The sequence below is a fragment of the Streptomyces sp. SCPE 10 genome, assembly GCF_051980735.1.
Classification (GTDB): domain Bacteria; phylum Actinomycetota; class Actinomycetes; order Streptomycetales; family Streptomycetaceae; genus Streptomyces; species Streptomyces misionensis.
The window spans coordinates 590,638-613,347 of record NZ_CP197069.1; the positions used below are offsets into that span (position 1 = coordinate 590,638).

Below are 22,710 nucleotides of genomic sequence, written 5' to 3' on the forward strand. Positions count from 1 at the left end.
GTCATCGGGCTCAGCGGTGGTGGTGGCCGCCCCGGCGCGGGTGGGTCACCACGCGGCGCTGCCCCCAGGAGATCTCGTCGACGAGACGGCCCCGGTCGTTGCGCAGCTTGGCGCGGTCCGCCGTGCGCCACACCTCGGACCGCCGGTCCTGGTACAGGTCGGAGCGGGTGTCGCGGCCGATCCCGGTGTGGACGCGGACGGTGGCGTGGGCGCCGAGCGCGTAGTGGTGGAAGGTGAAGGTGCGGCCCGCGGCGTCGGATAGCGTCCAGCCGTTCAGGTCGACCGCCCGGCGCGACTCGTTGCTGACGGCCACCCACTGCCGGTTCAGGGCGGCGTTGGAACGCGCGCCCCGGCCCGTGGAGTCGTGGCGCACACCGCTGATGTACACCACGCCGTGCGCACGGCCCTGGTGGTGGCCGACGGCCGAGGCCGGCAGTGCGGTGGCGCCGACGACGGCCGCCGCGACGGCACAGGCGGCGGTCAGACGGCGGAAGGCGGAGAGAACGGATACGGACACGGAGGTCCCCCTTTTCGCAGGGTGTGTGGTGCTGGTGACGACCGGGTGGCCGCACATCCGAACTCTGCGGTTTTTCCGGGGGATTCCGGTGGGAAAACGAAACGCATTACCGTTCCTTCGCGTTTCCATGACTCCTTCCGGTATCCACCGGTTGGTTTAGATATGAACAGATTGACCTTTGTTCGGAGGACCCCGTGTGCCGACTGTTCGGCCTGACCAGCTCCCCCCGGCGCACGCACGCCACCTTCTGGCTGCTGGAGGCGCCCGACAGCCTCAGCGCACAGAGCCACCGCGAGCCGGACGGCACCGGACTCGGATACTTCACGGCCGACGGCGCACCCGAGGTGCACAAGGCCCCGATCGCCGCCTACGCGGACCGCTCCTTCGCCGAGGAGGCCCGGGAGGTGGAGTCGGCCACCTTCCTCGCCCACATCCGCTATGCCTCGACCGGTGGCCTGGACGTGCGCAACACGCACCCGTTCGAGCAGCGTGGTCGGCTGTTCGCGCACAACGGGGTGATCGAGGGACTGGATCTGCTCGACCGTCACCTGGGCGCGGACCGCTCCCTGGTGCGGGGCGACACCGACTCCGAGCGCTTCTTCGCCCTCGTCACCCGGGAGACCGAGGCACACGGCGGCGACGTGTCCGCCGGGCTGGTGGCCGCGGCGCGCTGGGTCGCCGGGAACCTGCCGCTGTTCGCGCTGAACGTCATCCTCGTCACCCCCGGCGAGCTGTGGGCCCTCCGCTATCCCGACACCCATGAGCTGTACGTCCTGGAGCGGCCGGCCGGCGGCCACCACGGCGCACGCCATCTCGACCACACCGGCCGGCACGGCAGACTGCGGGTGTACTCGGAGGCACTGGCCGGCTCCCCGTCCGTCGTCGTGGCCAGCGAGCGCATGGACGAGAACCCGCACTGGCGGCTGCTGGCCCCCGGTGAACTGCTGCACGTGGGACCCGAGCTGGGCACCACGTCCCGCATCGCCCTGCCGGACCCGCCGGCGCATCCGCTCACCCTGGCCGACCTGCGCCCCGACGCGGCGGCCTCCCAGCGGCCCGTCTGACGGCGCCCGGCTCCCGGGCGCTCAGGAGTCGGAGTCGGGCTTGCTCCGGGCCTGTGCGTACGCCTGGCTGGGGGTCATGGAGACGCCGTTCAGCTCGACCGTCTTGTACGGGCTGACCTTGGCGCAGGTCTTGGCCTGGTCGGCGGTGGAGGCATGGGCGTCGGACACCGCGGACTTGGTGTCGGCGGGGGCGGAGGCGCCGCCCGGGAAGCTGGTGCCGCTGCTCCAGTCGGCGCCGATGACCAGGGTCAGTCCGGTGCCGCTGCCCTGCTTCAGATGGCCGGAGGGCAGACCGAGCGCCTTGGCGACCGTCTGGGCCTCGCCCTTCTGCCCGCTGCCGTAGGTGAGCGTGGTGGTCGACGCGGCGCTCGGCGCGTTGGCCGTCGTCGTTCCGGAGCTGAAGCCCTGGTCGGTCAGGGCGGTGGCGATCTGCGAGGCGCGGCCGGTCACCGGGGTGCCGTTCTCCACCGTCACCGCGATCTGCGCGGCCGGCACGCTCGGCGCGGACGGCTTCTTGGTGGCCGCGGCCGCCGCGGACTTGCCGCCGGACCCGGTGGTCAGGGACTGGTCGTTGGCGATGGTGGCGAAGAGCGCCTTGGCGCCGGCGGCGACCACCACGCGGTTGCCGTTGTTCGGATCGGCACCGGTCTGCATGGTGGTGAAGGTGATCCGCTTGGTGGGCACCTTGTTCACGTCCGAGGCGAGGGCGATCAGCTTCTTCACGCTGCCCAGGCCGTCGTCCACGGTGAGCGCCTTGGTCGCGGCGTCCGCGAGGCCGTAGACCGCCGTGGGGTCGGTCAGCGTGCCCGCGCTCTTGAACTTGCGGATCATCGCGCTGAGGAAGATGTGCTGCGAGATCGTCCGGCCGAGGTCGCTGCCGTCGCCGAAGCCGTGCCGGGAGCGCACGAACTCCAGCGCCGCGACGCCCTTGAGGGTGTGGGTGCCCTTGGACAGCTTCAGGTGCGAATAGGTGTCGTAGACGTCGTCGCTGACGCACACCGGGACACCTCCGACCGCGTCGGACATCTTGACCACACCGGAGAAGTCCAGCTTGACGAAGTGGTCGATGGTGATGCCGGTGAGCTGGTGGACGGTGGCCACCTGGCAGGCGGGGCCGTACTGGAGCGCGCTGTTGATCTGGCCGTAGTAGCCGGGCGTCGACTGGCCGTTCTCGTTGTTCTTGCAGGCCGGCACCTGGGTCATGGTGTCGCGCGGGATGCTCATCACGGTGGCGTTGGAGCGGTCGGCGGATATGTGGAGCACCATCTCCACGTCCGCGTTGCTGCCGCTCTGCACCCCGGTCTTCGCGCAGCCGCCGCCGAGCTTGCAGTCCGCCGCGCTGGTGCGCCCGTCGGAGCCCATCACCAGGATGTTGATCGGGGTGCGGCCGAAGGCGTCGGCCTTCTCGGTGCCGCCCTTGCCGTCGAGGGACAGGCTGTGGATGTTGCCGTTCAGGTGGTCGTAGAACCACCAGCCCGCGCCCGCCGTGACCACGATCAGCGCCGACAGGGATATGGCGAGGATCTTCAGCACGCGTTGGGCGCGGCTCGCCGGACGGGCCCTGCGGGCGCGCTTGCCGCCGCGTGAGCGGGCCGCCGCGCGGGCCGCGGCCCGGCCGCCCTGGGGCCGCCCCGCGTCGGGCTCGGCCGCGCGCTGCCCCGGCACCCGCCGGTCCCGGCGGCGCGTGGCCTGGCCTGCCTGCCCGTCCCACGGGTCGCTCATCTCCCACTCCCCTGAACGGTCGGGCCGGGCCGTCGACGGTGCGGCCGGGCGTGCGCGGTGGCGTACGAGGTGGTGACATGCCGCCCCGCATCGATTGCGTAGTTGCGCAATCTAACAAATCCCTGGCCCGCAGCAGCAGTGATGCACACGAGATTCACAGGTGAGGCACCTCGGCGCTGCGACCTGACCGGTCCGAGCGGTACGGCAGCGGGAGTCTACGCGCCCCCGCTGTGACCGAAGCGAACGGGCGGCCTTCTTCCTCCGGCCCGGATGCCCGGTGATCGCGGCGGCGGGGCCGCTACCGGCTCCCTCAGCCGCCCGTCGCGCGCAGCGGGGCAGCGCTGTGCCGGGTGCGCGCGGTGAGCTGACCGACCATCACACGGACGAGGGTGACCACGTCCGGGTCGTCGATGTAGTAGATCTGCCGTCTGCCCTCGCGGCGGGAGCGCACGAGTCCGGCGAGCTTCAGCTTGGCCAGGTGCTGGCTGACCGCGGGCAGCGCGCCGCCGACCCGGTCGGCGAGGTGGGTGACGTCACTCTCGCCCTGTGACAGGGCCCACATCAGGTGCAGCCGGGCGGTGGAGGCGAGCAGTCCGAACGCGGCGGCGGCTTCGGCCAGCACCTCGGCGGGCGGGTCGTCATGACCTCCGGCCCTGTCCGTCACAGCCCTCTCCCGTCCCCGCCCTCCGCACAGCCGACGCGGATGCGCCGACCCAGTGTAGGCGTCCGGTCCCGGCGACCGCGGACGGTCGGCCGGGACCGGACGGCCGCCGGGGAACGGGACGCGTCAGTCCTCGTAGAAGTTGTTGACCACGACGTCCGGTTCGTCGTCGTCGAACGCCTCGTTCAGCAGCGCGCCGCCGATCAGGCCGGCCGCACCGGCGCCGATGAGCGCGCCCGCGCCGAAGCGGCGGCCGCCGCCCTGCTGTTCGTGGTGGTGGTCGTCGTACGGCTGCCCGTACCCCTGCTGCGGATAGCCCTGCTGGGGGTAACCCTGCTGCGGGTAGCCCTGGGGCACGGGCTGGGGGTAGCCCTGCTGCGGCGGCGTGTAGAAGGGCGGCGCGGTGGTCTGCACCCGCTGGGCGCAGGCGCCGCAGGTCTGGACGGGCCGGGGCACGCCCCACTGCGGGGACCAGGTCACGGTGGTCACGCCCGGGCCGTGCTGGGGATCGAAGAAACAGGTCATGGAGGAACTCCCGGTGGGATACGGGGACGGGGCGGGGGCGGACGGGACGGCGGCGGGTGCGGCGTACGGGTCCGGGGCCTGGGGCGGCTTCGACGCGAAGTCCGGGGCCGGGGCTGGCGCGGCGGTCGCGACGGGGTCCGGGGCCGCGAGCGGGGCCGGTTCCGGCACCGGCTGGGCCGGAGCCGCCTCCCGCAGCACGTCCACGCCGTAGTCGGCGGCGATGCCCGCGAGCCCCGACGCGTAGCCCTGGCCGATCGCGCGGAACTTCCACTCCGCGCCGTGCCGGTAGAGCTCGCCGAGGACGAGTGCGGTCTCGCCGGACAGGGCGGCGCCGGTCAGCTCGTAGCGGGCCAGTTCGGCGCCACCGTCCTCGTCCAAGACGCGGATGTGGGCGCGGTGGACCCGTTCGAAGGTGTGGCCGCGGGCCGCCGCCTCGTACAGGGAGACCGGGAAGACGACCTTCTCCACGGCGTCCGGGAGCCGGGCGAGGTCGACCCGGATCCGCTGGTCGTCCCCGTCGGCCGGGTGACCCTGGCCGAAGTGCCGGACCGAACCGTCGGGGCTGGCCGGGTTGTTGAAGAACACGAAGTGCTCGTCGGACAGCACCTTCCCCGAGCCGTCGCACAGCAACGCACTGGCGTCCGGCTCATAGCCGGTGTCCGCCTGCCAGCCCAGCCCGACCGTCACGGCAGTCAGACCGGGGGCCTGTCTGCTCAGCGACACATTGCCGCCCTTGGTCAGGGTCGCGCTCATGCACATCCTCCACAGCTGCCCCGGACAACGCGTTCATGATGGTCAACGGGTCTCGTCCCGCGTCGGTTCCAGGTCGCACGCAAGAAGTCGATCAAGGATTTCAGAGATGCGCGGCGATCGCGGGGAGCAGGTCCTGGAAGGTCCGCCCCGAGGCAGGTTCGCCGATGGCCTGCAACTGCCAGCCGCTGCCTGCGCGGTGCAGCTTGGCCATGATCTGCGCCGTGTACGCGCCGCCGCCGCTGAGGGTGTAGCGGGCGAGTTCCCCGCCGGTCTGCTCGTCGACCAGCCGGCAGAAGGCGTTCTGCACCTCGCCGAAGGTCTGCCCCGTGAAGGAGTTGACCGTGAAGACGATCTGGTCGACGTTACCGGGGACGCGGGCGAGGTCGACCAGGATGACCTCGTCGTCGTCCCCGGCGCCCGCACCGCCGACGAGGTTGTCGCCGAGGTGTCGCACCGAGCCGTCGTCGCTGGCCAGATGCTGGAAGAAGACGACGTCCACGGGCTGCCCGCCCGCGAACAGCACCGCCGAGGCGTCGAGGTCGATCTCCCGGGTGCCGGCCAGCTTGGCCAGGAACCCCTTGCGCGGTGCGGCCTGCCAGCCCAGGCCCATCCGGACGGCGGTCAGCGCGCCGCCGTCCGCCTTGTCGAGGCTGATCCGCTGGCCCTTGCTCAGATTGACCGACACGGGTGTGCTCCCTCTCGCTCGCCGGGTGGTACGGGTGTCAGACGTTGACGCCGAAGTCGCCGGCGATGCCCGCGAGTCCGGAGGCGTAGCCCTGGCCGACCGCGCGGAACTTCCACTCCGCGCCGTTGCGGTACAGCTCGCCGAAGACCATCGCGGTCTCGGTGGAGGCGTCCTCGGACAGGTCGTAGCGGGCGATCTCGGCGCCGCCGGCCTGGTTGACGACACGGATGAAGGCGTTGCGGACCTGGCCGAAGCTCTGGCCGCGGTTCTCGGCGTCGTGGATGGAGACGGGGAAGACGATCCGGTCGACCTCGGCGGGCACGGCCGCGAGGTTCACCTTGATGGTCTCGTCGTCGCCCTCGCCCTCACCGGTGAGGTTGTCGCCGGTGTGCTCGACCGAACCGTCGGGGCTGGTGAGGTTGTTGTAGAAGACGAAGTGCCGGTCGGAGACGACCTTGCCCGAGGCGTCCAGCAGCAGCGCGGAGGCGTCGAGGTCGAAGTCCGTGCCCGTGGTGGTGCGCACGTCCCAGCCCAGCCCGACGAGCACCGCGCTGAGACCGGGCGCCTCCTTGCTCAGCGACACGTTGCCACCCTTGGACAGGGATACACCCATGGTTCGTCCTTCCCCACACGGTCGGTACGGATCCGGCCCCCGGATCCGATCTTGAATCTACAACACTGTAGAAGTTGATGCGGGTACGGCACGGACGGCGCCCGCGCGAGGAGCGGGATCCGGCCACGCACGTGTTCTCTGTACGATGTGACGCTCCTTCGGCACGAGGAGTTGAGGCAGGGCCGGGGCGGACGGGTGACAGAGGGGAGAGCGCGGGTGACGGAGCCGGACGCGCACCGTCGGCGCAGGGCGCACGGGGCGTTGGAGACACGGGTGCTCGCCGCGCTGCACGAGGCCGGCGGCCCGGTGACCGCGGGCTGGGTGCAGGAGCACCTCGCCGCGGGCCTCGCCTACACGACCGTGATGACGGTGCTGGGCCGGCTGCTGGCGAAGAAGGCCGTCACCCGCAGGCGTGAGGGGCGGTCCTTCGTCTGGTTGCCGGCCGCGGACGAGGCCGGGCTGGCCGCGCTGAAGATGCGCCGGGTCCTGGACGGCGAGCGGGACCGGCGGGCGGTGCTGGCCAGTTTCATCACCGCGCTGCCGGAGGGCGACGAGCGACTGCTGCGGGAACTGCTGGAGCACGGCGAGGACGACGGCTGAGACGCGCATGGGAATCTTCGTCTTCCTGCCCCTGGTGCTGCCGTTGACGGCCTGGCCGATCGCGCGGCTCGCCGAACCCCGGCTGCACCCGCGCACCGCGACCGTGCTGCTGACCGCGGTCGCCACCGTGATGGCGCTGTGCAGCACACTGTGCCTGGCCCTGCTGATGGTGGTCGGCACCGCCCAACTGCCCGGCAATCCGCTGCCGGACGGCTGGTCCGACCCCGAGGTGCGCGAGAGCGTGCCCCGGCACGAGATCACGGGCAAGGCGGCGATCCCCGCGCTGCTCGCGGTCGTCGCCGCGTGCGGCCGCGTCCTGGTCCGCCATGCCCGGGTGCGCCGGCGGGCCCACCGGGCGCTCGCGGGACTGCCGGACACCCGGGTGGCGGTGCTGCCGGACCCGGCGCCGTACGCCTACGCCCTGCCGGGCGGCCGGCGGGACCGGATCGTGGTGTCCACGGCCATGCTGGCGTCCCTGACGTCACGGGAGCGCCGCGCCCTGTTCGCGCACGAGCGGGCCCATCTCGCCGCCCGGCACCACCGCCATCTGCTGCTGGTCCGACTGGCCGCCTGTGCCAACCCGTTCCTGCTGCCGCTGCGCACGGTGGTGGCGTACACGGCGGAGCGGTGGGCGGACGAGGAGGCCGCGCGGGCGGTGGGCAGCCGCAGGGTGGTGGCCCGCGCGATCGGCAGGGCGGCGCTGGCCGGCACCGGCGGGGCGCCCGCGCCGACGCTGCCCGCGCTCGCCGCGCCCGGACCGCTCCCCCGCCGGGTCGCCGCCCTGCTGGCGCCGGCCCCGGCCACGCGCGCCTGGCCGTCCCTGTTCACGGCGGCCGGTCTCGCGGTGTGGACCGCGACCACCGGGGCCGCCCTGTCCGCGATGTTCTCCGCCAACTCGGCGCTCACGCTGCTCCTCGTGCTGCACGCGGCCACCCCCCTGTGAGCCGGGCGGGCCGCCGGGGAGAATCACGGCCATGACCGTCACCACCGACCGGGCCGCCGCCCGCCGCAGCCTGGAGGGGCTGGCGCTCGGCGACGCCTTCGGTGAACGCTGGTTCCCCCTGTTCCGCGAACCCCGGCAGGCCCTCCACGAGATCCGCGCCCGGCGCATGCCCGAGGAAGAACCCTGGCACTGGACCGACGACACCGCGATGGCCCTGGCCCTGCTGCGGGTGCTGGACACACACGGGGAGGTACGCCCGCGCGAACTGGCGCTGGCCTTCGCGCTCGGCTACGACGCCGACCCCGCCCGCGGATACGGCCACGGGATGCACCAGTTGCTGCCCAGGCTGCTGCAAGAGCCGGAGCAGTGGCCGCAGTTGGCGCGCGGGCTGTTCGGCGGGGAGGGCAGCCTGGGCAACGGCGCGGCCATGCGGGTGGCGCCGCTGGGCGCGTTCTTCCACGCCGACCCGGAGCGGGTCGTCGCCGAGGCGACGCGCTCGGCGGAGGTCACCCACGCCCATCCCGAGGGTGTGGCCGGCGCCGTCGCGGTGGCGGTCGCGGCCGCGCTGTCCGCGCGGGGCGACCTGAGCATCGCCGACGTGGTGGCGCTGACCCCGGCGGGATCGGTCCGCGAGGGGCTGGCCCGGGCCGCCGAGGTGCCGTTCACCACCGAGCCGTGGCGGGCCGCGGACCTCCTCGGCAACGGACAGCGGATCCGGGCCGACGACACGGTCCCGTTCGCCGTGTGGTGCGCCGCCCGCCACCCCGGCGACCTCGCCCGCGCCCTGTGGACCACGGCGGAGGGGTTCGGCGACGTGGACACCACCTGTGCCATCGCGGGCGGCATCGTCGCGGCCCGCACCGGCGTCGGCGGTGTGCCGCGCGTGTGGCTGGACCGCCGGGAGCCGCTTCCCGGGACGGGTGGCGACGAGCCCGCATCCTCGGCGCGATCCGGGGCAGGCGGCTCGTGAACGGGTCCGCCCGGGGACCTTCGGACAGGCGTGAGGTAAGTGTGGCAGGCAGTGGGAGCACCGACGAACCAGTGGAACCGGACGGGCTGTCGGTCGACCGGAACCCGGTCGGCGGGGTCACCGTCGTCACGGTGGCCGGCGAGGTCGACCACCGGACCGCGGGTACGCTCCGGCGCGCGCTGATGCCCGCGGATCCCGGCCCGGCACCGCGCACGGTCGCCGACCTGTCCGGGGTGGGGTTCATGGACTCCAGCGGCATCAACGTCCTGATAGCCGCCCATCAGGCGCACGAGGCCGGCGGCTGGCTGCGGCTGGCCGGGGTGCGCAGGCCCGTGCTGCGCACCCTGGAGATGGTCGGCCTCACCGGTCTGCTCGCCTGTTACCCGAGCGTGCGGGCCGCGTTGGACGCCTGAGCTACGACGCGGCGGTGGAGTGCGTGAGGGGGACGGTGACCTCGCCGTCCTCCCTGATCGACTCGACCACCGCCTGGTGCAGCTCCCGGCTGCCCCGCTCGCTGCGACAGGGCACCGGGCTGCCGCTGAGCGTGTACCACTGGGAGGTGCCGCTGTACTGCACCGCCACGTCGGCCACCCGGCCGTCCCAGGTGGTGTGGACGGTGAGGTCGCCCGTGAGGATGCCCGCCTCGACGGTGCGGGCGCCGCCCCGGCCGGTGAAGACCCCGGGGGTGGTCCATGATGCCCAGACCATGCTCTCAGCCTCTCTTCTCGGGTATCCGCCCCCTCGCAGGGGTTTGGGGTTGTATGTCCAGTGTTGTCTTTCTCCCATGGTGCCCCGGCGCGACGCGGAGCGGGTGGGGCCGTACGGCCCCGGTGCGGGCCGCGTCGGTGCCCTGCGGCACTGGTGCGCCGGCGGTTCTCGTGCTGTGCTGGTAGCGGCGGGAAGGACGTGCAGACGCGGGGAAGCGGCCGGCGGCCGCGCACCGCGCAATCCGGATCCGCGAGAAGCGGATGGCCCTTCCCGCCCCGCCCTCCCTCCCGCTCCCCCGTCCCGTACCGCAGCGCGCCTCACCCCCGGTGCCGTGGCGGCCCGCGCCGTGGGCCGAAGGGCCCCCGCCCGGGTCCGGGCGACCTGTGGCGGCACCGGGCGGGCGCCCGCACGCTGGGAACACGACCCCAGGAAGGGAGCCGGTGCGATGACCTCCGCCACCACCATGACCACGGCGCTCGCCCCCGCACAGCGCGATCGGCTGACGAGCCTCGCCCGCGAGGTCTCCTTCACGGTCGGCACGCGGCTGTTCGAGGAGGGGCGGCACGCCGACCGCTTCTGGATCGTGCGTACCGGCACCGTCGCCCTCGACCTGCGGGTGCCCGGCCGCCGGCCGGCCGTCATCGAGACCCTGGGCCACGGCGAACTGGTCGGCTGGTCCTGGCACTTCCCGCCGTACATCTGGCAGTTGGGCGGCGAGGCGACGAGCCCGGTGCGGGCCTGGGAGTTCGACGCCGCGTCCGTGCGCGCGCTGTGCGACGACGACCCGGAGTTCGGGCGGGCCGTCGCGGTGTGGGTCGGCCGCGTGGTGGCCCAGCGGCTGCACGCCTCCCGGGTCCGGCTGCTCGACCTCTACGCCCCCTACGGCAGCGGGAGCGCGCGGTGACGGCGCCGGAACGGGGGCCCGGCGGCCCCAGCCGGGTGAGCGACGTGATGACGCGCGCGGTCGTGGCGGTCGGGCGTACGACCCGGTTCAAGGACATCGTCGAACGCATGGAGCGGTGGAAGGTCAGCGCGCTGCCGGTGCTGGAGGGCGACGGCCGGGTGGTCGGGGTGGTCTCCGAGGCGGATCTGCTGCCCAAGGAGGAGTTCCGGGACAGCGACCCGGACCGGATGACCCAGCGGCGCCGGCTCGCGGACCTGGCCAAGGCCGGGGCGGTGAGCGCCGAGGAGGTGATGAGCACGCCCGCCGTCACCGTGCACGCCGACGCCACGCTCGCCGAGGCCGCGCGGATCATGGCGCTGGGGCGCGTCAAGCGGCTGCCGGTGGTGACCGCGGAGGGGGTGCTGGAGGGCGTGGTCAGCCGCGGTGACCTGCTGAAGGTGTTCCTGCGCGAGGACGCCGAACTGGCCGACGAGATCCGCCGCGACGTGCTGGACGTGCTGTTCCCGGCGCCGGTCGAGCCGTTGCACGTGGTGGTGGTCGACGGCGTGGTGACGCTGACCGGGAAGGTGCCGGACGCCACGCGGATCCCGCTGGCGGTGCGGATGATCCGGGGGGTCGAGGGCGTGGTGGGGCTGGACTGCCACCTGACCGGGGCGTGAGCCGCGTGCGGTCCGCGCGGATCAGCCGCGGCCGCCGCTGAGGTTGCCCCAGCGGGGACCTATCTGCTTCCACTCCTCGTCCCACTCGGCCATGCGGCGCCGGATGAGCCGACCGCGCACCAGCCACCCCGCGCACCACACGGCCGCACCGGCCGAGGGGCCGACGAGCACGCCGGTGAGGGCGGCCTGGAGGTCGGCCGAGGCGCCGGTGACCGGCGGGGCGACGACACGGTCCGCCCGGTTGGCCCAGACCGTCACGCTGCTTCCGGCGGGGGCGCCGGGCATGACCTTGGCTCGATCGGTGTGCACCGAGCCGTCCGGGTCCGTCCAGCGCACGGTGGCCCACACCCGCCCGTCGTCGTAGCCGGTCCCGGCGGCCGGGGCCGGGGCCGCGGGGCCGGTGAGCACCGCCGTGACCGGGTGGACCCGCGCCAGCCGGTCGGCGTACGACGCGGCGGAGGCCCGGGCCGCCAGGAGGCCGGCGACGACACCGCAGACCAGGACGAGGATCCAGGTGGCGAGGACGATCCAGGCCTCGACCACGTCGCTGTGCCGCCGCAGCGGATTGCGCCGCCAGCGCCACAGCCGTACCCGGCTGACCGTCGCGGCAGGTGTCCGTGTCATCGTCACCGCCTCCTCTCGTGCGCCGGCGGCCCGTGGTCAGCGGGTGCGGGCCGATGCGGCGTCCGGCAGGTCCGGGTCGAGGTCGGGTTGGCGCGGCGGCCCGGCCAGCGCGCACCGCACGTCCACCACGCCGGGCACGGCCCTGACGAGGCGGGCTGCGAGGGGCACCAGGGAGGTCTCGCGGACCCGGCCGCCGAGCGTCACGACACCATCGTGCACCTCCACCCGGATCCCGGCCCCTTCGGGGCCGAAGAGATGCACGACGACGTCGCGGCGGACCTCGTCGGCGATCTCCGCGTCGCCGCGCAGGAACACCTTCAGCAGGTCCGAGCGGCTGACGATGCCCAGCAGGGTGCCGTCCGGACCGACGACCGGGAGCTGTTTGATTTGGGCCCGCGCCATGACGCGCGCGGCCTGGCCGAGGGTGGCGTCCGGCGCCACGGTGACCGCCGGGGTCGTCATCAGCCGTTCCGCGGTCGCCGCCTCGGCCTTCGTCAGCTCGGCGAGGTGCCGCATCCGGGCGTACCGGTCGAGGCCGCTGTCGCGGTACTCCTCCTTGGGCAGCAGATCCGCCTCGGAGACGACACCGACGACCTGCCCGGCGTCGTCCAGCACCGGCACCGCGCCGACCCGCCAGTCCCGCATGGCCTGCACGATGTCCTTGAAGCCGGCGCCCGTGCGCAGGGCCAACACCCTGCGGGTCATCACGTCGCCGACGACGGTCGGGGTGCCGTCCATGGCTTCCTCCAGGGGACTCTGCCGCCTCGGCGCGGCACCTTCAGCGTGTGTCGCCGGCCGGCCGGTGTCATGGGCCGACCGGGCACTTCCGGGTGCCCACCGGTCCCCCCGCCCGCACGCGGCGCCCGTGCCGACGCCCCGTCATGCCCCGGGCAGTGGAACCCGCCATTCCAGTGTGGCCCCGCCCGGCTCCCCCTCGCCCACTTCGAGCCGGCCGCCGAGCCGCTGGGCGCGCTCGGCCATGTTGCGCAGCCCGCTGCGGCGCCCGCCGTCGGGGATGCCGACGCCGTTGTCCCGGACCGTGAGCCGCACTTCGCGGCCGTCGGCGACCAGCAGCACCTCGGCCCGGTCGGCGTGGGCGTGCCGGGCGATGTTGGTGAGGGCCTCGGAGAGGACGGCCACCACATGGTCCGCGACCTCGCCCGGTACGTCGGTGTCGAGCAGGCCCTCCATGCGGACGCTGGGCGCGAAGCCCAGCACCGGGGAGGCCTCGCCGGCCACCCTGACCACGCGGGCGCGCAGTCCGCCGGCCGCGGCGCCCTCGCGGGCCCGCAGCCCGAAGATGGTCGATCTGATGATCTTTATGGTCTCGTCCAGGTCGTCCACGGCCCGCAGGACCCGCTCGGAGGCCTCCGGATGCTCGATGAAGCGGCCCGCGCTCTGGAGCGTCATGCCGGTGGCGAACAGCCGCTGGATGGCCAGGTCGTGCAGGTCCCGGGCGATGCGGTCGCGGTCCTCGAGGAGCGCGATCTGCTGGGCGGCCTGCCGGCGCTGGGCCAGCTCCATGGCGATCGCGGCCTGCGCCGCGAAGCCCCGCAGCATCTCGGTCTCCTTGTCGGAGAACACCGGCTGGTCGCTCTCCCGCGCCAGCAGCACCACGCCCCGGGCGCCGCCCTCGCCGGTGCCGATGGGTACGGCGACGGCGGGGCCGAGACCGTCGAAGCGCGGCGGCTGCTGCGAGATCCGTTCGTCATGGGCGACGTCGTCGCTGGTGACGGGGGCGGCGGCGGTGAAGGCCAGGCCCATGAGGCTGTTGTGCAGGGGCAGTACCAGGCCGCGGTGGGCCTCCGCCTGGGCGCCCACGGCGATCTCCACGCCGAGCGACTCGGTGTCCGGCATGGGCATCGCGACCGCGGCGAGGGCCGATCCGGTGTTCTCCCGGGCCCGTTCCGCGATCAGGTCCAGCGCCTCGGCGCGCTCGCTGCCGGACATCAGACTGTGGCTGATCTCCGCGTTCGCCAGCAGCCAGCGCTCGCGCAGCCGGGAGTCCTCGTACAGGCGGGCGTTGTCGATGGCGACGCCAGCCGCGACGGCGAGGGTGGCGAGGACCGACTCGTCCTCCTCGTCGAAGTCGAGTCCGCCGCGCTTCTCGGTGAGGTACAGATTGCCGAAGACCTGGTCGCGGACGCGGATCGGGACGCCGAGGAAGGTGTTCATCGGCGGGTGCCCGGGCGGGAAGCCGTACGAGGCGGGGTGCTCGGATATCTTCGGCAGGCGCAGCGGCTCGGGGTGGCGGATCAGTTCGCCGAGGATGCCGTGGCCCTCCGGGTAGGGGCCGATCCGGTGGATCCGCTCCTCGGACAGGCCGACGGTGTGGAACGCGGCGAGGGTCGTGCCGTCCGGGCCGATGACGCCGAGCGCCGCGTACTCGGCGTCCACCAGGGCGGCCGCCGCCTCCACGATGGAGTGCAGGACCTGCTCCAGCTCCAGCTCGCGGCCGACGGAGAGGACCGCCTCCAGCAGGCTGTGCACCCGGTCCCGGGTACCGCGGGCCGCGTCGATCCTGGCCTGCAGTTCCTCCAGCAGCTCGTCCAGCTTCAGCTGCGGCAGCCGCACGCCGGGCTCCTCCGTTCCGGTCACCACGCCCTCCACTCCCCATCGGCACATGCCGGCGAACCGACGGGTTCTCAGGACACGGTATCCGCTCGCAGGTCGGGAGGGACACGTGACCTTCACGCGTGCGACACGAAACCTCCTCGCGCCCCTGACGCATGCCGCACGGACGGCCGCGGCGCGGTCGTGGAGGGCGCGGTCCGCCTCCGCGGGGCGGACCGGCGGCGCGCGGGCCGTACGGCCCCGGGGCGGGGTCCGAACGGCACTGCCGGGGATCGTGGCCGGGTGGGACACTGGAACCAGGAGCGGCACCGATCCCCCGCGGTGTCGCTCCGTTCACGCGGTCCCCCCGCCGCCGAGCCGGCCTCGATCGCGCCGAGGCGCCGTGGTTGCCGGGCGGTGGTGGGTGCCCGGGCCGGATCTTCGGGGACCGACCGGCCCCGGCCGGATGCCCCGACGTGCTCGGGCCGTGCGCCCCCGGGTCCCGGCCGGACCTCACCCTCCCCAGGACCACTCCGCGACCTCCGGCAGGTCGGTGCCGTGTTCGCGGATCCAGTCGTGGTGGCGGGAGCGGGCGTCGGCCATGGCCTGGCGGACGCCCGCGGCGCGGACGGCGAGGCCGGGGACGCGGTCGATGACGTCCATCACCAGGCGGTAGCGGTCCAGGTCGTTGCGCACGACCATATCGAACGGCGTGGTCGTGGTGCCCGACTCCTTGTAGCCGCGCACATGCAGATTCTGGTGCCCGGTGCGCCGGTAGGCGAGCCGGTGGATCAGCCAGGGGTAGCCGTGGTAGGCGAAGATCACCGGTTTGTCGGTGGTGAACAGGCCGTCGTACTCGAAGTCGGGCATGCCGTGCGGGTGTTCGTCGTGGGGCAGCAGCCGGGTCATGTCGACCACGTTGACCACCCGCACCCCGAGCTCGGGCAGGTGCCGGCGGAGCAACTGGGCGGCGGCCAGCACCTCCTGGGTGGGCACGTCGCCGGCGCAGGCGAGCACCACATCGGGTTCGCCGCCGTTCTCGGTGCCGGCCCACTCCCAGATCCCGGCGCCGCGCGCGCAGTGGGCGCTGGCCTGCTCCATGGTCAGCCAGTCGAAGCAGGGCTGCTTGCCGGCCACGACGACATTGACGTAGTCGCGGCTGCGCAGCACGTGGTCGGCCACCGACAGCAGGGTGTTGGCGTCCGGCGGCAGGTAGACGCGGACCACTTCGGGGCTCTTGTTGAGGACGTGGTCCACGAACCCGGGGTCCTGATGCGAGAACCCGTTGTGGTCCTGGCGCCAGACGTGGGAGGTGAGCAGGTAGTTGAGGGAGGCGACGGGGGCCCGCCAGGCCAGCCGCCGGGAGGTCTTCAGCCACTTGATGTGCTGGTTGACCATCGAGTCGACGATGTGCACGAACGCCTCGTAGCAGGAGAACAGCCCGTGCCGGCCGGTGAGCAGATAGCCTTCGAGCCAGCCCTGGCAGAGGTGTTCGGAGAGGACCTCCAGCACGCGGCCGTGCCGGTCGAGGTGTTCGTCCACCGGGAGCACCCCGGCCTGCCATGCCTTGCCGCTGGCCGAGTAGACGGCCTGGAGCCGGTTGGAGGCGGTCTCGTCCGGGCCGACGAGGCGGAAGTCCCGGCGGTCCCGGGTGTCCTCCATGACCTTCGCCAGGAGGTCGCCGAGGACCCGGGTGGGCTCGTGCAGTGCGGCGCCCGGCTTCTCCACCGAGACGGCGAAGGTGTCGAGGGGCGGCAACGGCAGTTCCCGTAGCAGCAGGCCGCCGTTGGCGTGCGGGTTCGAGCCGAGGCGCCGGGTGCCCTCGGGGACGCAGGCGAGGACGTCGGCGGACGGCCGCCCGTCCGCGCCGAACAGCTCCCCGGGCCGGTACGAGCGCAGCCACTGCTCCAGTTGCCGCAGGTGCGCGGGGTTCTCGCGGACGCCGGGCAGCGGGACCTGGTGGGCGCGCCAGGTGCCCTCGACGGGTTCGCCGTCCACCTCGGCGGGGCCGGTCCAGCCCTTGGGAGTGCGCAGGACGATCATCGGCCAGTGCACCCGCTCGGTGCTCCCGTCCTCGCGGGCACCGCGCTGCGCCCGTGCGATGCGGTCCAGGGCGTCGTCCATCGCCGCGGCCAGGGCGCGGTGCACCTCGGCCGGGTCGTCACCGCCGACGTACAGGGGTTCGTGGCCGTATCCGCGCAGCAGTTCGTCCAGTTCGGCCTCGGGGAGCCGGGCGAGCACGGTGGGGTTGGCGATCTTGTAGCCGTTGAGGTGCAGGATCGGGAGCACGGCCCCGTCGTGCACCGGGTCGAGGAACTTGTCGGAGTGCCAGGAGGTGGCGAGCGGCCCGGTCTCCGCCTCGCCGTCGCCGACCACGCAGGCCACCAGCAGGCCGGGGTTGTCGAAGGCGGCGCCGTAGGCGTGGGCGAGGGAGTAGCCGAGTTCGCCGCCCTCGTGGATCGAGCCGGGTGTCTCGGGGGCCACGTGGCTGGGCACGCCGCCGGGGAAGGAGAACTGCTTGAACAGCCGCTCCATGCCGAGGGCGTCCCGGCCGATGTCCGGGTAGGTCTCGCTGTAGCTGCCCTCCAGCCAGGAGCCCGCGAGGACCGCGGGACCGCCGTGGCCGGGGCCCCACACGCACAGCGCGTCCAGGTCGCGCGCCTTGATCACGCGGTTGAGGTGGGTGTAGACGAGGTTGAGTCCGGGCGAGGTGCCCCAGTGGCCGAGCAGCCGCGGCTTGATGTGCTCGGGGCGCAGCGGCTCGGTCAGCAGCGGGTTGGCCATGAGATAGATCTGGCCGGCGGCCAGGTAGTTGGCGGCGCGCCAGTGCGCGTCCAGGGTGCGCAGCTCCTCGTCGGTCAGGGGGCCTGCGGCGTCCTGGGTCATGGGGGCTCCGATCATCGTCGGGTGGGTGTCAGACGGGTTCCGGTACGACGGCCACCGGGCAGCGGGCGTGGTGCAGCACTCCGTGGGCGACCCGGCCGAGCCGGGAGCCGAAGCGGCCGCTGCGGCGCCGGACTCCGACGACCAGCAGCCCGGCGTCCCCGGAGGCGCCGACGAGGACGTCCCGGGCGGGCCCCTCGGCGGCGCGCCGCTGCGCCCGGAGGCCGTCCGGGAGGTCCCGCAGTGCCTCCTCCAGCGCCTCGGCGGCCTCCTCCTGGGCCGGGACGGGTGCACCGGAGAGCGGTGGATGCCCGGCAGTGGTGTGCGCGGGGCGCCGCCAGGCCCGTACGGCCTCCAGGGGCACGCCCCGCAGCGCGGCCTCCTCGGCCGCGAACCGCACGGCGGCCGGGCACGCCCCCTTCTCGGTGACGCCGAGGACGACGCGTCCGGGGGCCGCCGGTTCCTCGGGCCTGCCGCGCAGCACGATGACCGGGCAGTGGGCGTGCGCGGCGACCGACAGGCTGACGGAGCCGAGCAGCAGTTCGGCGACACCGCCGCGGCCCCGGCAGCCGAGGACCACCAGGCGGGCCAGGCTGCTCTCGTTCACCAGTGCGACCTCCGGCTCCTCGGCGAGCACGGCGGCGGTGACCACGAGCCCCGGCCGGCGCTGGTGGGCCCGGCGTTCGGCGGCGCCCATCACGTCCCGGGCGATCACCTCCTCGACGGGTCTGCCGACCTCCTGGGCGATCAGGGAACCCTCGTAGCGCTCCCAGAGCGAGGCGTAGACCAGGCGGAGCGGCGCCCCGCGCAGGGCGGCCTCGTCGGCCGACCGGTCCACGGCGCGCAGACTCTCCTCGGAGCCGTCCACGCCGGCGACGACGGGCAGGTCCATCGTGTTCACCCTTCCTGGCGTAGGCCGACGACGCGGCGGGCCCGCACCCGACACCTCTGGCCATCGTCGGCGCGGTCGCAAGCGGATGCGAGCCGTACGGCCTGCTTCTCGCCCATGCGGGCCTCCCGGGGTGTTCGGGCCGGTCAGGCGTGCGCGACGACGGCCACGGGGGCGCCGACGTGGTGCAGGACGGCGTGGGTGACATGGCCGATGTGGATGCCGAAGGGGCTGGCGCGCACCCGACGGCCGACGACCACGAGGGAGGCCTCGCGGGCGGCCTCGACCAGGACCGGCGCGGCGTTGCCGGCCCGGCTCGCCTCGCTCACCTCGACGTCCGGGTACTTCTGCCGCCAGGGCCGCAGCACCTCGGTGAGCAGGGCCGAGGCCCGGCGTCCGTAGGAGGGCACCACGGGCGGTTCGGCGGGGATGCCGTACGCGGCGTACGGCGGCGGGGTCCAGGCGTGCACGACCCGCACCGCGGCACCGCGGCGCGCGGCGGCGTCGAAGGCGAACTCCAGCAGCGGCCGGCCGGGGCCCTCGGGGTCGTCGATGTCGAGGCCGAGGACGACCGGCAGGAAGGGGGTCGCGGCGGACGGGACGCCCGAGGGGTCCGGCCGGTGCTCGTCGGCGGCCTGTTCACCCGCTCGGACCAGGACCACCGGGCGCATGGTGTGGGCGATGACGGACAGTCCGGCCGAGCCGATCAGGAAGCCGCCGAACCGGCCGAGGCCGCGGGAGCCCAGCGCCAGCAGTTCCGAACCGTCGGCGGCCTCGGCCAGGGCGCGGGCCGGCTCGCCGGTGACCTGGTCGGTGACCACCTCGATGCCGGGGTGGCGCAGCCGCAGGCCCTCCGCGGAGTCGCGCACGGTCCGCGCCCACGCCTCGGCGGCCGCGCGCTCGTCCGCGTCGGCGCCGGTCTCCGGCTCCCGCACGTGCAGGATCTTCAACGGCAGGTCGCACAGCGCCGCCTCGCGCGCCGCCCATTCGACGGCGGCCCGGCTCTCGGGTGAGCCGTCGAGGCCCGCGGTGACGGTTCGGGTCATGTCTCTCCACCTCTCGCCTGTCGCCCCGGGGGGTGTCCACCACCTGCGGTGTCCTCCGCCTGCCGGGGCCGCGCCGCTCGGGGACAAGAGCGACGATTCCAGCGTTGTGCGCGGACGGCGAGCCGATCAGGGGCCGCTGGTCCCGGGGCCGGGACCGACCGGCCCGCGCGAGCGGCCGGCCGCGGGGCCGGGCGGCCCCTGTGCCGACCGGCGGCGTCCGGCGCACGCTGGGGACAGAGAGTCCCGCCGGGACGTCCGTCGAGCAGCCACGGAGTCACCATGTACGGCACCCCGCACACCGTCAGCGATGTCATGACGACCACCGTCGCCGCCGTCGGACGGCGGGCCCCCTTCAAGGAACTCGTGGAGATGATGCAGGACTGGCAGGTCAGCGCCGTGCCCGTGATCGAGGGCGAGGGGCGGGTGGTCGGGGTGGTCTCCGAGGCCGATCTGCTGCCCAAGGAGGAGCTGCGGGACGACCCGGCGGACGACTACCGGCGGCTGCGGCCCCCGTCCGACCTGGCGAAGGGCGAGGCGATCACCGCCGGAGACCTGATGTCCTCCCCCGCGGTCACCGTCCGGGCGGACGCGACGCTCGCCGAGGCCGCGCGGACCATGGCCCGGGCGCGGGTCAAGCGGCTGCCCGTGGTGGACGAGAACGGCATGCTGGAGGGCGTGGTGAGCCGCGCCGACCTGCTGAAGGTCTTTCTGCGCGGGGACCGGGAGATCCAGGAGGAGGTACGGCGCGAGATCGTGGCGCCGCTCTTCCCGCCACCGGACTCGGCGGTGGAGCTGCGGGTGGAGGACGGTGTGGTGACGGTGCTCGGCCGGGTCCGGGACACCTCTCTGGTGCCCGTGGCCGCCCGGCTGGTGCGCGCGGTCGAGGGGGTCGTGGACGTGCGCTTCGACCTGGCGGCCGGTCAGCGGGCGGCGCACGCCTGACGGCTGGGCCGCTCCCGGGAGTGGCCGGGCGAGCCCCCTTGAGGGCCGGGCAGGTCCAGGTCGGCGCATCCGTGCGAAATGGGGCCGATCGGCCCTGGTGCCCGCGGTCACCTGCGACGATGATCGGCCGGGTGACAGGCCGCAGCACGGCCGCTTCCGCAACGAGAGGTCGGGATGACCGAGACACGCACCTTCACGGCACAGGACCCGATCCGGGTGTTCCTCCTGGACGACCACGAGGTGGTCCGGCGCGGCCTGGCCGACCTGCTCGACGCCGAACCGGACATCTCCGTCGTCGGCGACGCCGACACCGCCGCGCACGCACTGGTCCGGGGCCCCGCCCTGCGCCCGCACGTCGCCGTGCTCGACGTCCGGCTGCCCGACGGCGACGGCATCTCGGTCTGCCGCGAGCTGCGCGACCGGATGCCGGAGCTGGCGTGTCTGATGCTGACCTCGTTCGACGACGAGGACGCCCTGCTGGACGCGATCATGGCCGGTGCCTCCGGCTATGTGCTCAAGCAGATCAAGGGCTCCGACCTGGTCTCCGCGGTGCGCACGGTCGCCTCCGGCCAGTCGATGCTGGACCCGGAGACGACGGCCCGGCTGATGCGTTCGCTGCGGGCCGACCCCGAGGAGACGCCGTCGCTGCCGCCGGAGCTGGCGAGCCTGTCGCCGCGGGAGCGGGACATCCTGGCACTGATCGGGGACGGCCTGACCAACCGTGAGATCGGCCGGAAGCTGTACCTGTCGGAGAAGACGGTCAAGAACCACATCTCGCGGCTGCTGGCCAAGCTCGGGGTGCAGCGCCGCGTCCAGGCCGCCGTGCTCGCCTCCCACCTGGAGCCGCGGGACCCGAAGGAACGCTCCGCGCGCTGACCCGCTCCCCGTCCGGTCACGGAAGTCGGGGGACGACGGCCACCGGGCACAGGGCGTGGTGCAGCAGCAGGTGGGTGACGCGGCCCAGCCGGAGCCCGTGGCGGCGGTGGTCCCGGCGCACCCCGAGGACCAGCAGGTCGGCGGCGGCCGACCGGTGCAGCAGCACCTTGCCGGGCGGTCCCTCCAGGACGGTGCGGGAGACCCGCGCGTCCGGGTGCTCGGCCAGCGCCGGGCGGAGCAGTTCGTCGATCGCCGCGGCGGCCTCGTCCTCGTCGTCGCGTCCCACCGCCGCGGGTGCCCCGGGCCGGCGCCAGGCGCGCACGGCGTCGAGGACGCACCGGCGGGCGGCGGCCTCGCGCAGCGCGAAGCGGGCGGCCGTCGCGGCGGCGCCGGGCTCGCCGACACCGAGCAGCACCCGGTCGTGCGCGCCCTCGATCCCGGCCGTGTCGCCGCGGACCACGATCACCGGCCCGTTGGCCCGCCCTGCCACGGCCAGCGCGACCGACCCGAGGAGCAGGCTCTTCAGCCCGCCCCGGCCCCGGCTTCCGGTGACCACCGCGGTGGCGTTGTCGCCCTCCGCGAGCAACGCGGCCACCGGGTCCTCGGCCAGGACGGCGGCATGGATCTCGAGGTCCGGGGCGCGCCGCCCCGCCCGTTCGGCCGCCGAGGCCACGATGTGCTCGGCCCTCACCCGCGGGGCGGGCCGCTCGCCGCCGGGCGACGGAAGCCGGCCCTCGTACCGCTCCCAGAGCGAGGCGTGCACGATCCTCAGCGGCAGCCCGAGCCGGACCGCCTCGTCGGCCGCCCAGTCCACCGCCAGCAGACCGTCCTCGGAGCCGTCGACCCCCACGACCAGGGGCAGAGGCATCGTCCTCACCTGCCTTTCCTCGGCCGCGCGAGCGGCGCGCGGCCGACGGGTCCGGTTCCACGCCGCACCGCCGGACCGGCTACGGAGGGGTACACGGTCCTCTTGCCGGGGCATCCGGCTCCCCTGCGGAACCGGGCGGCCCCTGCCCGGCGGCGGCCCGTCCGGCGCGGGCCGAGGGGCGGCGCCCGGCGCGGTCCCCGGTGCCGATGCCCCCTGCCGGTGTGCGAAGGAGGCCACTCATGACCCGTGTCCCGCCGTCCGAAGGCCCGGTGAGCGTCGGCCGGCTGATGTCCGCGCCGCCCGTGACCGTCACCCCGGACGTCTCCCTGGCGGAGGCCACCCGGCGGATGGCCGAGGCCGCCGTCGGTTCCCTGCTCGTCGTCGAGGACGGCGCGCTGCGCGGGATCGTCACCGACCGCGATCTGGCGCTGCGCGGGCTGGGCGAGGGTCTGCCGCTCGACAGCCGCGTCGACGCGGTGATGTCGCCGCGGGTGGTCACGCTCGACGCGGGCGACGAGCTCCACGCTGCCTACCGCGCCTTCCGCCGCACCGGGGTGCGCCGGCTGCCCGTTCTGGACGGCGGGCGGCCGGTGGGCGTGCTGACGCTGGACGACCTGCTGCTGGACGTCTTCCGGCGGCTGGCCGACCTGCTCGGGCCGGTCGCCTGGAGCGTGCTGCGCGAGCCGCCCGGACCACCGTAGGCCG

24 protein-coding genes are annotated in these 22,710 nt (G+C 74.1%); 10 read left to right on the forward strand and 14 right to left on the reverse strand.

From position 1 onward, the window contains the following. Positions 1–10: 10 nt before the first annotated feature. A complete protein-coding gene (locus ACSP97_RS02770) occupies positions 11–517 on the reverse strand; it encodes a lamin tail domain-containing protein (protein WP_355151438.1) in 507 nt (168 codons plus the stop codon). Between the two features lie 194 nt (positions 518–711). On the opposite strand from ACSP97_RS02770, the gene ACSP97_RS02775 reads away from it, so the two are divergent. Continuing rightward, positions 712–1,581, forward strand: a complete 870-nt coding sequence (locus ACSP97_RS02775; protein WP_440556234.1) for a class II glutamine amidotransferase — start codon at positions 712–714, stop codon at positions 1,579–1,581. 21 nt (positions 1,582–1,602) lie between these two features. Here the strand turns inward: ACSP97_RS02775 and ACSP97_RS02780 are convergent, their stop codons facing one another. The 5 genes from ACSP97_RS02780 to ACSP97_RS02800 form a co-directional block, all read right to left on the reverse strand. Next, positions 1,603–3,303, reverse strand: coding sequence for an LCP family protein (locus ACSP97_RS02780; protein ID WP_382014488.1), 1,701 nt, complete (start codon positions 3,301–3,303; stop codon positions 1,603–1,605). 310 nt (positions 3,304–3,613) lie between these two features. After that, positions 3,614–3,967, reverse strand: a complete 354-nt coding sequence (locus ACSP97_RS02785; RefSeq protein WP_355151432.1) for an ArsR/SmtB family transcription factor — start codon at positions 3,965–3,967, stop codon at positions 3,614–3,616. Between the two features lie 123 nt (positions 3,968–4,090). After that, positions 4,091–5,242: a TerD family protein gene (locus ACSP97_RS02790; protein ID WP_440556235.1), complete on the reverse strand. Its 1,152-nt coding sequence runs from the start codon at positions 5,240–5,242 to the stop codon at positions 4,091–4,093. A 100-nt stretch (positions 5,243–5,342) separates the two neighbouring features. After that, on the reverse strand, positions 5,343–5,927 hold the full coding sequence (locus tag ACSP97_RS02795) for a TerD family protein (RefSeq protein WP_355151428.1): 585 nt from the start codon (positions 5,925–5,927) through the stop codon (positions 5,343–5,345). A gap of 37 nt (positions 5,928–5,964) precedes the next feature. Next, positions 5,965–6,540 (reverse strand): TerD family protein, encoded by a 576-nt coding sequence (locus ACSP97_RS02800; protein WP_355151426.1) that lies wholly within the window; start codon positions 6,538–6,540, stop codon positions 5,965–5,967. Between the two features lie 216 nt (positions 6,541–6,756). On the opposite strand from ACSP97_RS02800, the gene ACSP97_RS02805 reads away from it, so the two are divergent. From ACSP97_RS02805 to ACSP97_RS02820, 4 genes are read left to right on the forward strand one after another with little or no spacing between them, the layout of a single operon-like run. Continuing rightward, positions 6,757–7,140 (forward strand): BlaI/MecI/CopY family transcriptional regulator, encoded by a 384-nt coding sequence (locus tag ACSP97_RS02805; RefSeq protein ID WP_355531104.1) that lies wholly within the window; start codon positions 6,757–6,759, stop codon positions 7,138–7,140. 7 nt (positions 7,141–7,147) lie between these two features. After that, positions 7,148–8,083, forward strand: coding sequence for a M56 family metallopeptidase (locus tag ACSP97_RS02810; RefSeq protein WP_440556236.1), 936 nt, complete (start codon positions 7,148–7,150; stop codon positions 8,081–8,083). Positions 8,084–8,114: 31 nt separating this feature from the next. After that, positions 8,115–9,053, forward strand: a complete 939-nt coding sequence (locus ACSP97_RS02815) for an ADP-ribosylglycohydrolase family protein (protein WP_440556237.1) — start codon at positions 8,115–8,117, stop codon at positions 9,051–9,053. 41 nt (positions 9,054–9,094) lie between these two features. Then, entirely contained in the window at positions 9,095–9,466 is a 372-nt protein-coding gene (locus ACSP97_RS02820; protein WP_358676965.1) for an STAS domain-containing protein, read from the forward strand. A 1-nt stretch (position 9,467) separates the two neighbouring features. Here the strand turns inward: ACSP97_RS02820 and ACSP97_RS02825 are convergent, their stop codons facing one another. Further along, complete coding sequence (locus ACSP97_RS02825) at positions 9,468–9,761, reverse strand: hypothetical protein (protein ID WP_358272985.1); 294 nt, start codon at positions 9,759–9,761, stop codon at positions 9,468–9,470. A gap of 445 nt (positions 9,762–10,206) precedes the next feature. Between ACSP97_RS02825 and ACSP97_RS02830 the strand changes: the two genes are divergently transcribed. Both ACSP97_RS02830 and ACSP97_RS02835 read left to right on the forward strand, forming a co-directional pair. Further along, the gene (locus tag ACSP97_RS02830) at positions 10,207–10,665 is read left to right on the forward strand and encodes a cyclic nucleotide-binding domain-containing protein (RefSeq protein ID WP_440556238.1); all 459 of its coding nucleotides are present in this window, start codon (positions 10,207–10,209) and stop codon (positions 10,663–10,665) included. A gap of 47 nt (positions 10,666–10,712) precedes the next feature. Beyond that, the gene (locus tag ACSP97_RS02835; protein ID WP_355531124.1) at positions 10,713–11,324 is read left to right on the forward strand and encodes a CBS domain-containing protein; all 612 of its coding nucleotides are present in this window, start codon (positions 10,713–10,715) and stop codon (positions 11,322–11,324) included. 21 nt (positions 11,325–11,345) lie between these two features. On the opposite strand, the gene ACSP97_RS02840 is transcribed toward ACSP97_RS02835, so the two are convergent. The 6 genes from ACSP97_RS02840 to ACSP97_RS02865 form a co-directional block, all read right to left on the reverse strand. Beyond that, positions 11,346–11,948 (reverse strand): Rv1733c family protein, encoded by a 603-nt coding sequence (locus ACSP97_RS02840; protein WP_355151412.1) that lies wholly within the window; start codon positions 11,946–11,948, stop codon positions 11,346–11,348. Between the two features lie 36 nt (positions 11,949–11,984). Then, on the reverse strand, positions 11,985–12,686 hold the full coding sequence (locus ACSP97_RS02845; RefSeq protein WP_358272980.1) for a CBS domain-containing protein: 702 nt from the start codon (positions 12,684–12,686) through the stop codon (positions 11,985–11,987). A gap of 141 nt (positions 12,687–12,827) precedes the next feature. Continuing rightward, a complete protein-coding gene (locus ACSP97_RS02850) occupies positions 12,828–14,546 on the reverse strand; it encodes a sensor histidine kinase (protein ID WP_355151528.1) in 1,719 nt (572 codons plus the stop codon). Between the two features lie 468 nt (positions 14,547–15,014). Then, on the reverse strand, positions 15,015–17,387 hold the full coding sequence (locus ACSP97_RS02855; RefSeq protein WP_388289993.1) for a phosphoketolase family protein: 2,373 nt from the start codon (positions 17,385–17,387) through the stop codon (positions 15,015–15,017). A gap of 28 nt (positions 17,388–17,415) precedes the next feature. After that, a complete protein-coding gene (locus ACSP97_RS02860) occupies positions 17,416–18,276 on the reverse strand; it encodes a universal stress protein (RefSeq protein WP_440558543.1) in 861 nt (286 codons plus the stop codon). A gap of 143 nt (positions 18,277–18,419) precedes the next feature. Further along, positions 18,420–19,319, reverse strand: a complete 900-nt coding sequence (locus ACSP97_RS02865; protein ID WP_440556239.1) for a universal stress protein — start codon at positions 19,317–19,319, stop codon at positions 18,420–18,422. A gap of 279 nt (positions 19,320–19,598) precedes the next feature. Here ACSP97_RS02865 and ACSP97_RS02870 point away from each other — a divergent pair, with 279 nt between their 5' ends. Both ACSP97_RS02870 and ACSP97_RS02875 read left to right on the forward strand, forming a co-directional pair. Continuing rightward, positions 19,599–20,261 carry a CBS domain-containing protein gene (locus tag ACSP97_RS02870; protein ID WP_355151404.1) on the forward strand — a complete coding sequence of 221 codons (663 nt, stop codon included), beginning with the start codon at positions 19,599–19,601 and terminating at the stop codon, positions 20,259–20,261. Positions 20,262–20,435: 174 nt separating this feature from the next. Continuing rightward, entirely contained in the window at positions 20,436–21,137 is a 702-nt protein-coding gene (locus tag ACSP97_RS02875) for a response regulator transcription factor (protein ID WP_355151402.1), read from the forward strand. A 16-nt stretch (positions 21,138–21,153) separates the two neighbouring features. Here the strand turns inward: ACSP97_RS02875 and ACSP97_RS02880 are convergent, their stop codons facing one another. Beyond that, positions 21,154–22,005, reverse strand: a complete 852-nt coding sequence (locus ACSP97_RS02880; protein ID WP_440558544.1) for a universal stress protein — start codon at positions 22,003–22,005, stop codon at positions 21,154–21,156. 239 nt (positions 22,006–22,244) lie between these two features. Here ACSP97_RS02880 and ACSP97_RS02885 point away from each other — a divergent pair, with 239 nt between their 5' ends. Further along, entirely contained in the window at positions 22,245–22,706 is a 462-nt protein-coding gene (locus tag ACSP97_RS02885) for a CBS domain-containing protein (protein WP_440556240.1), read from the forward strand. Positions 22,707–22,710: the final 4 nt, after the last annotated feature.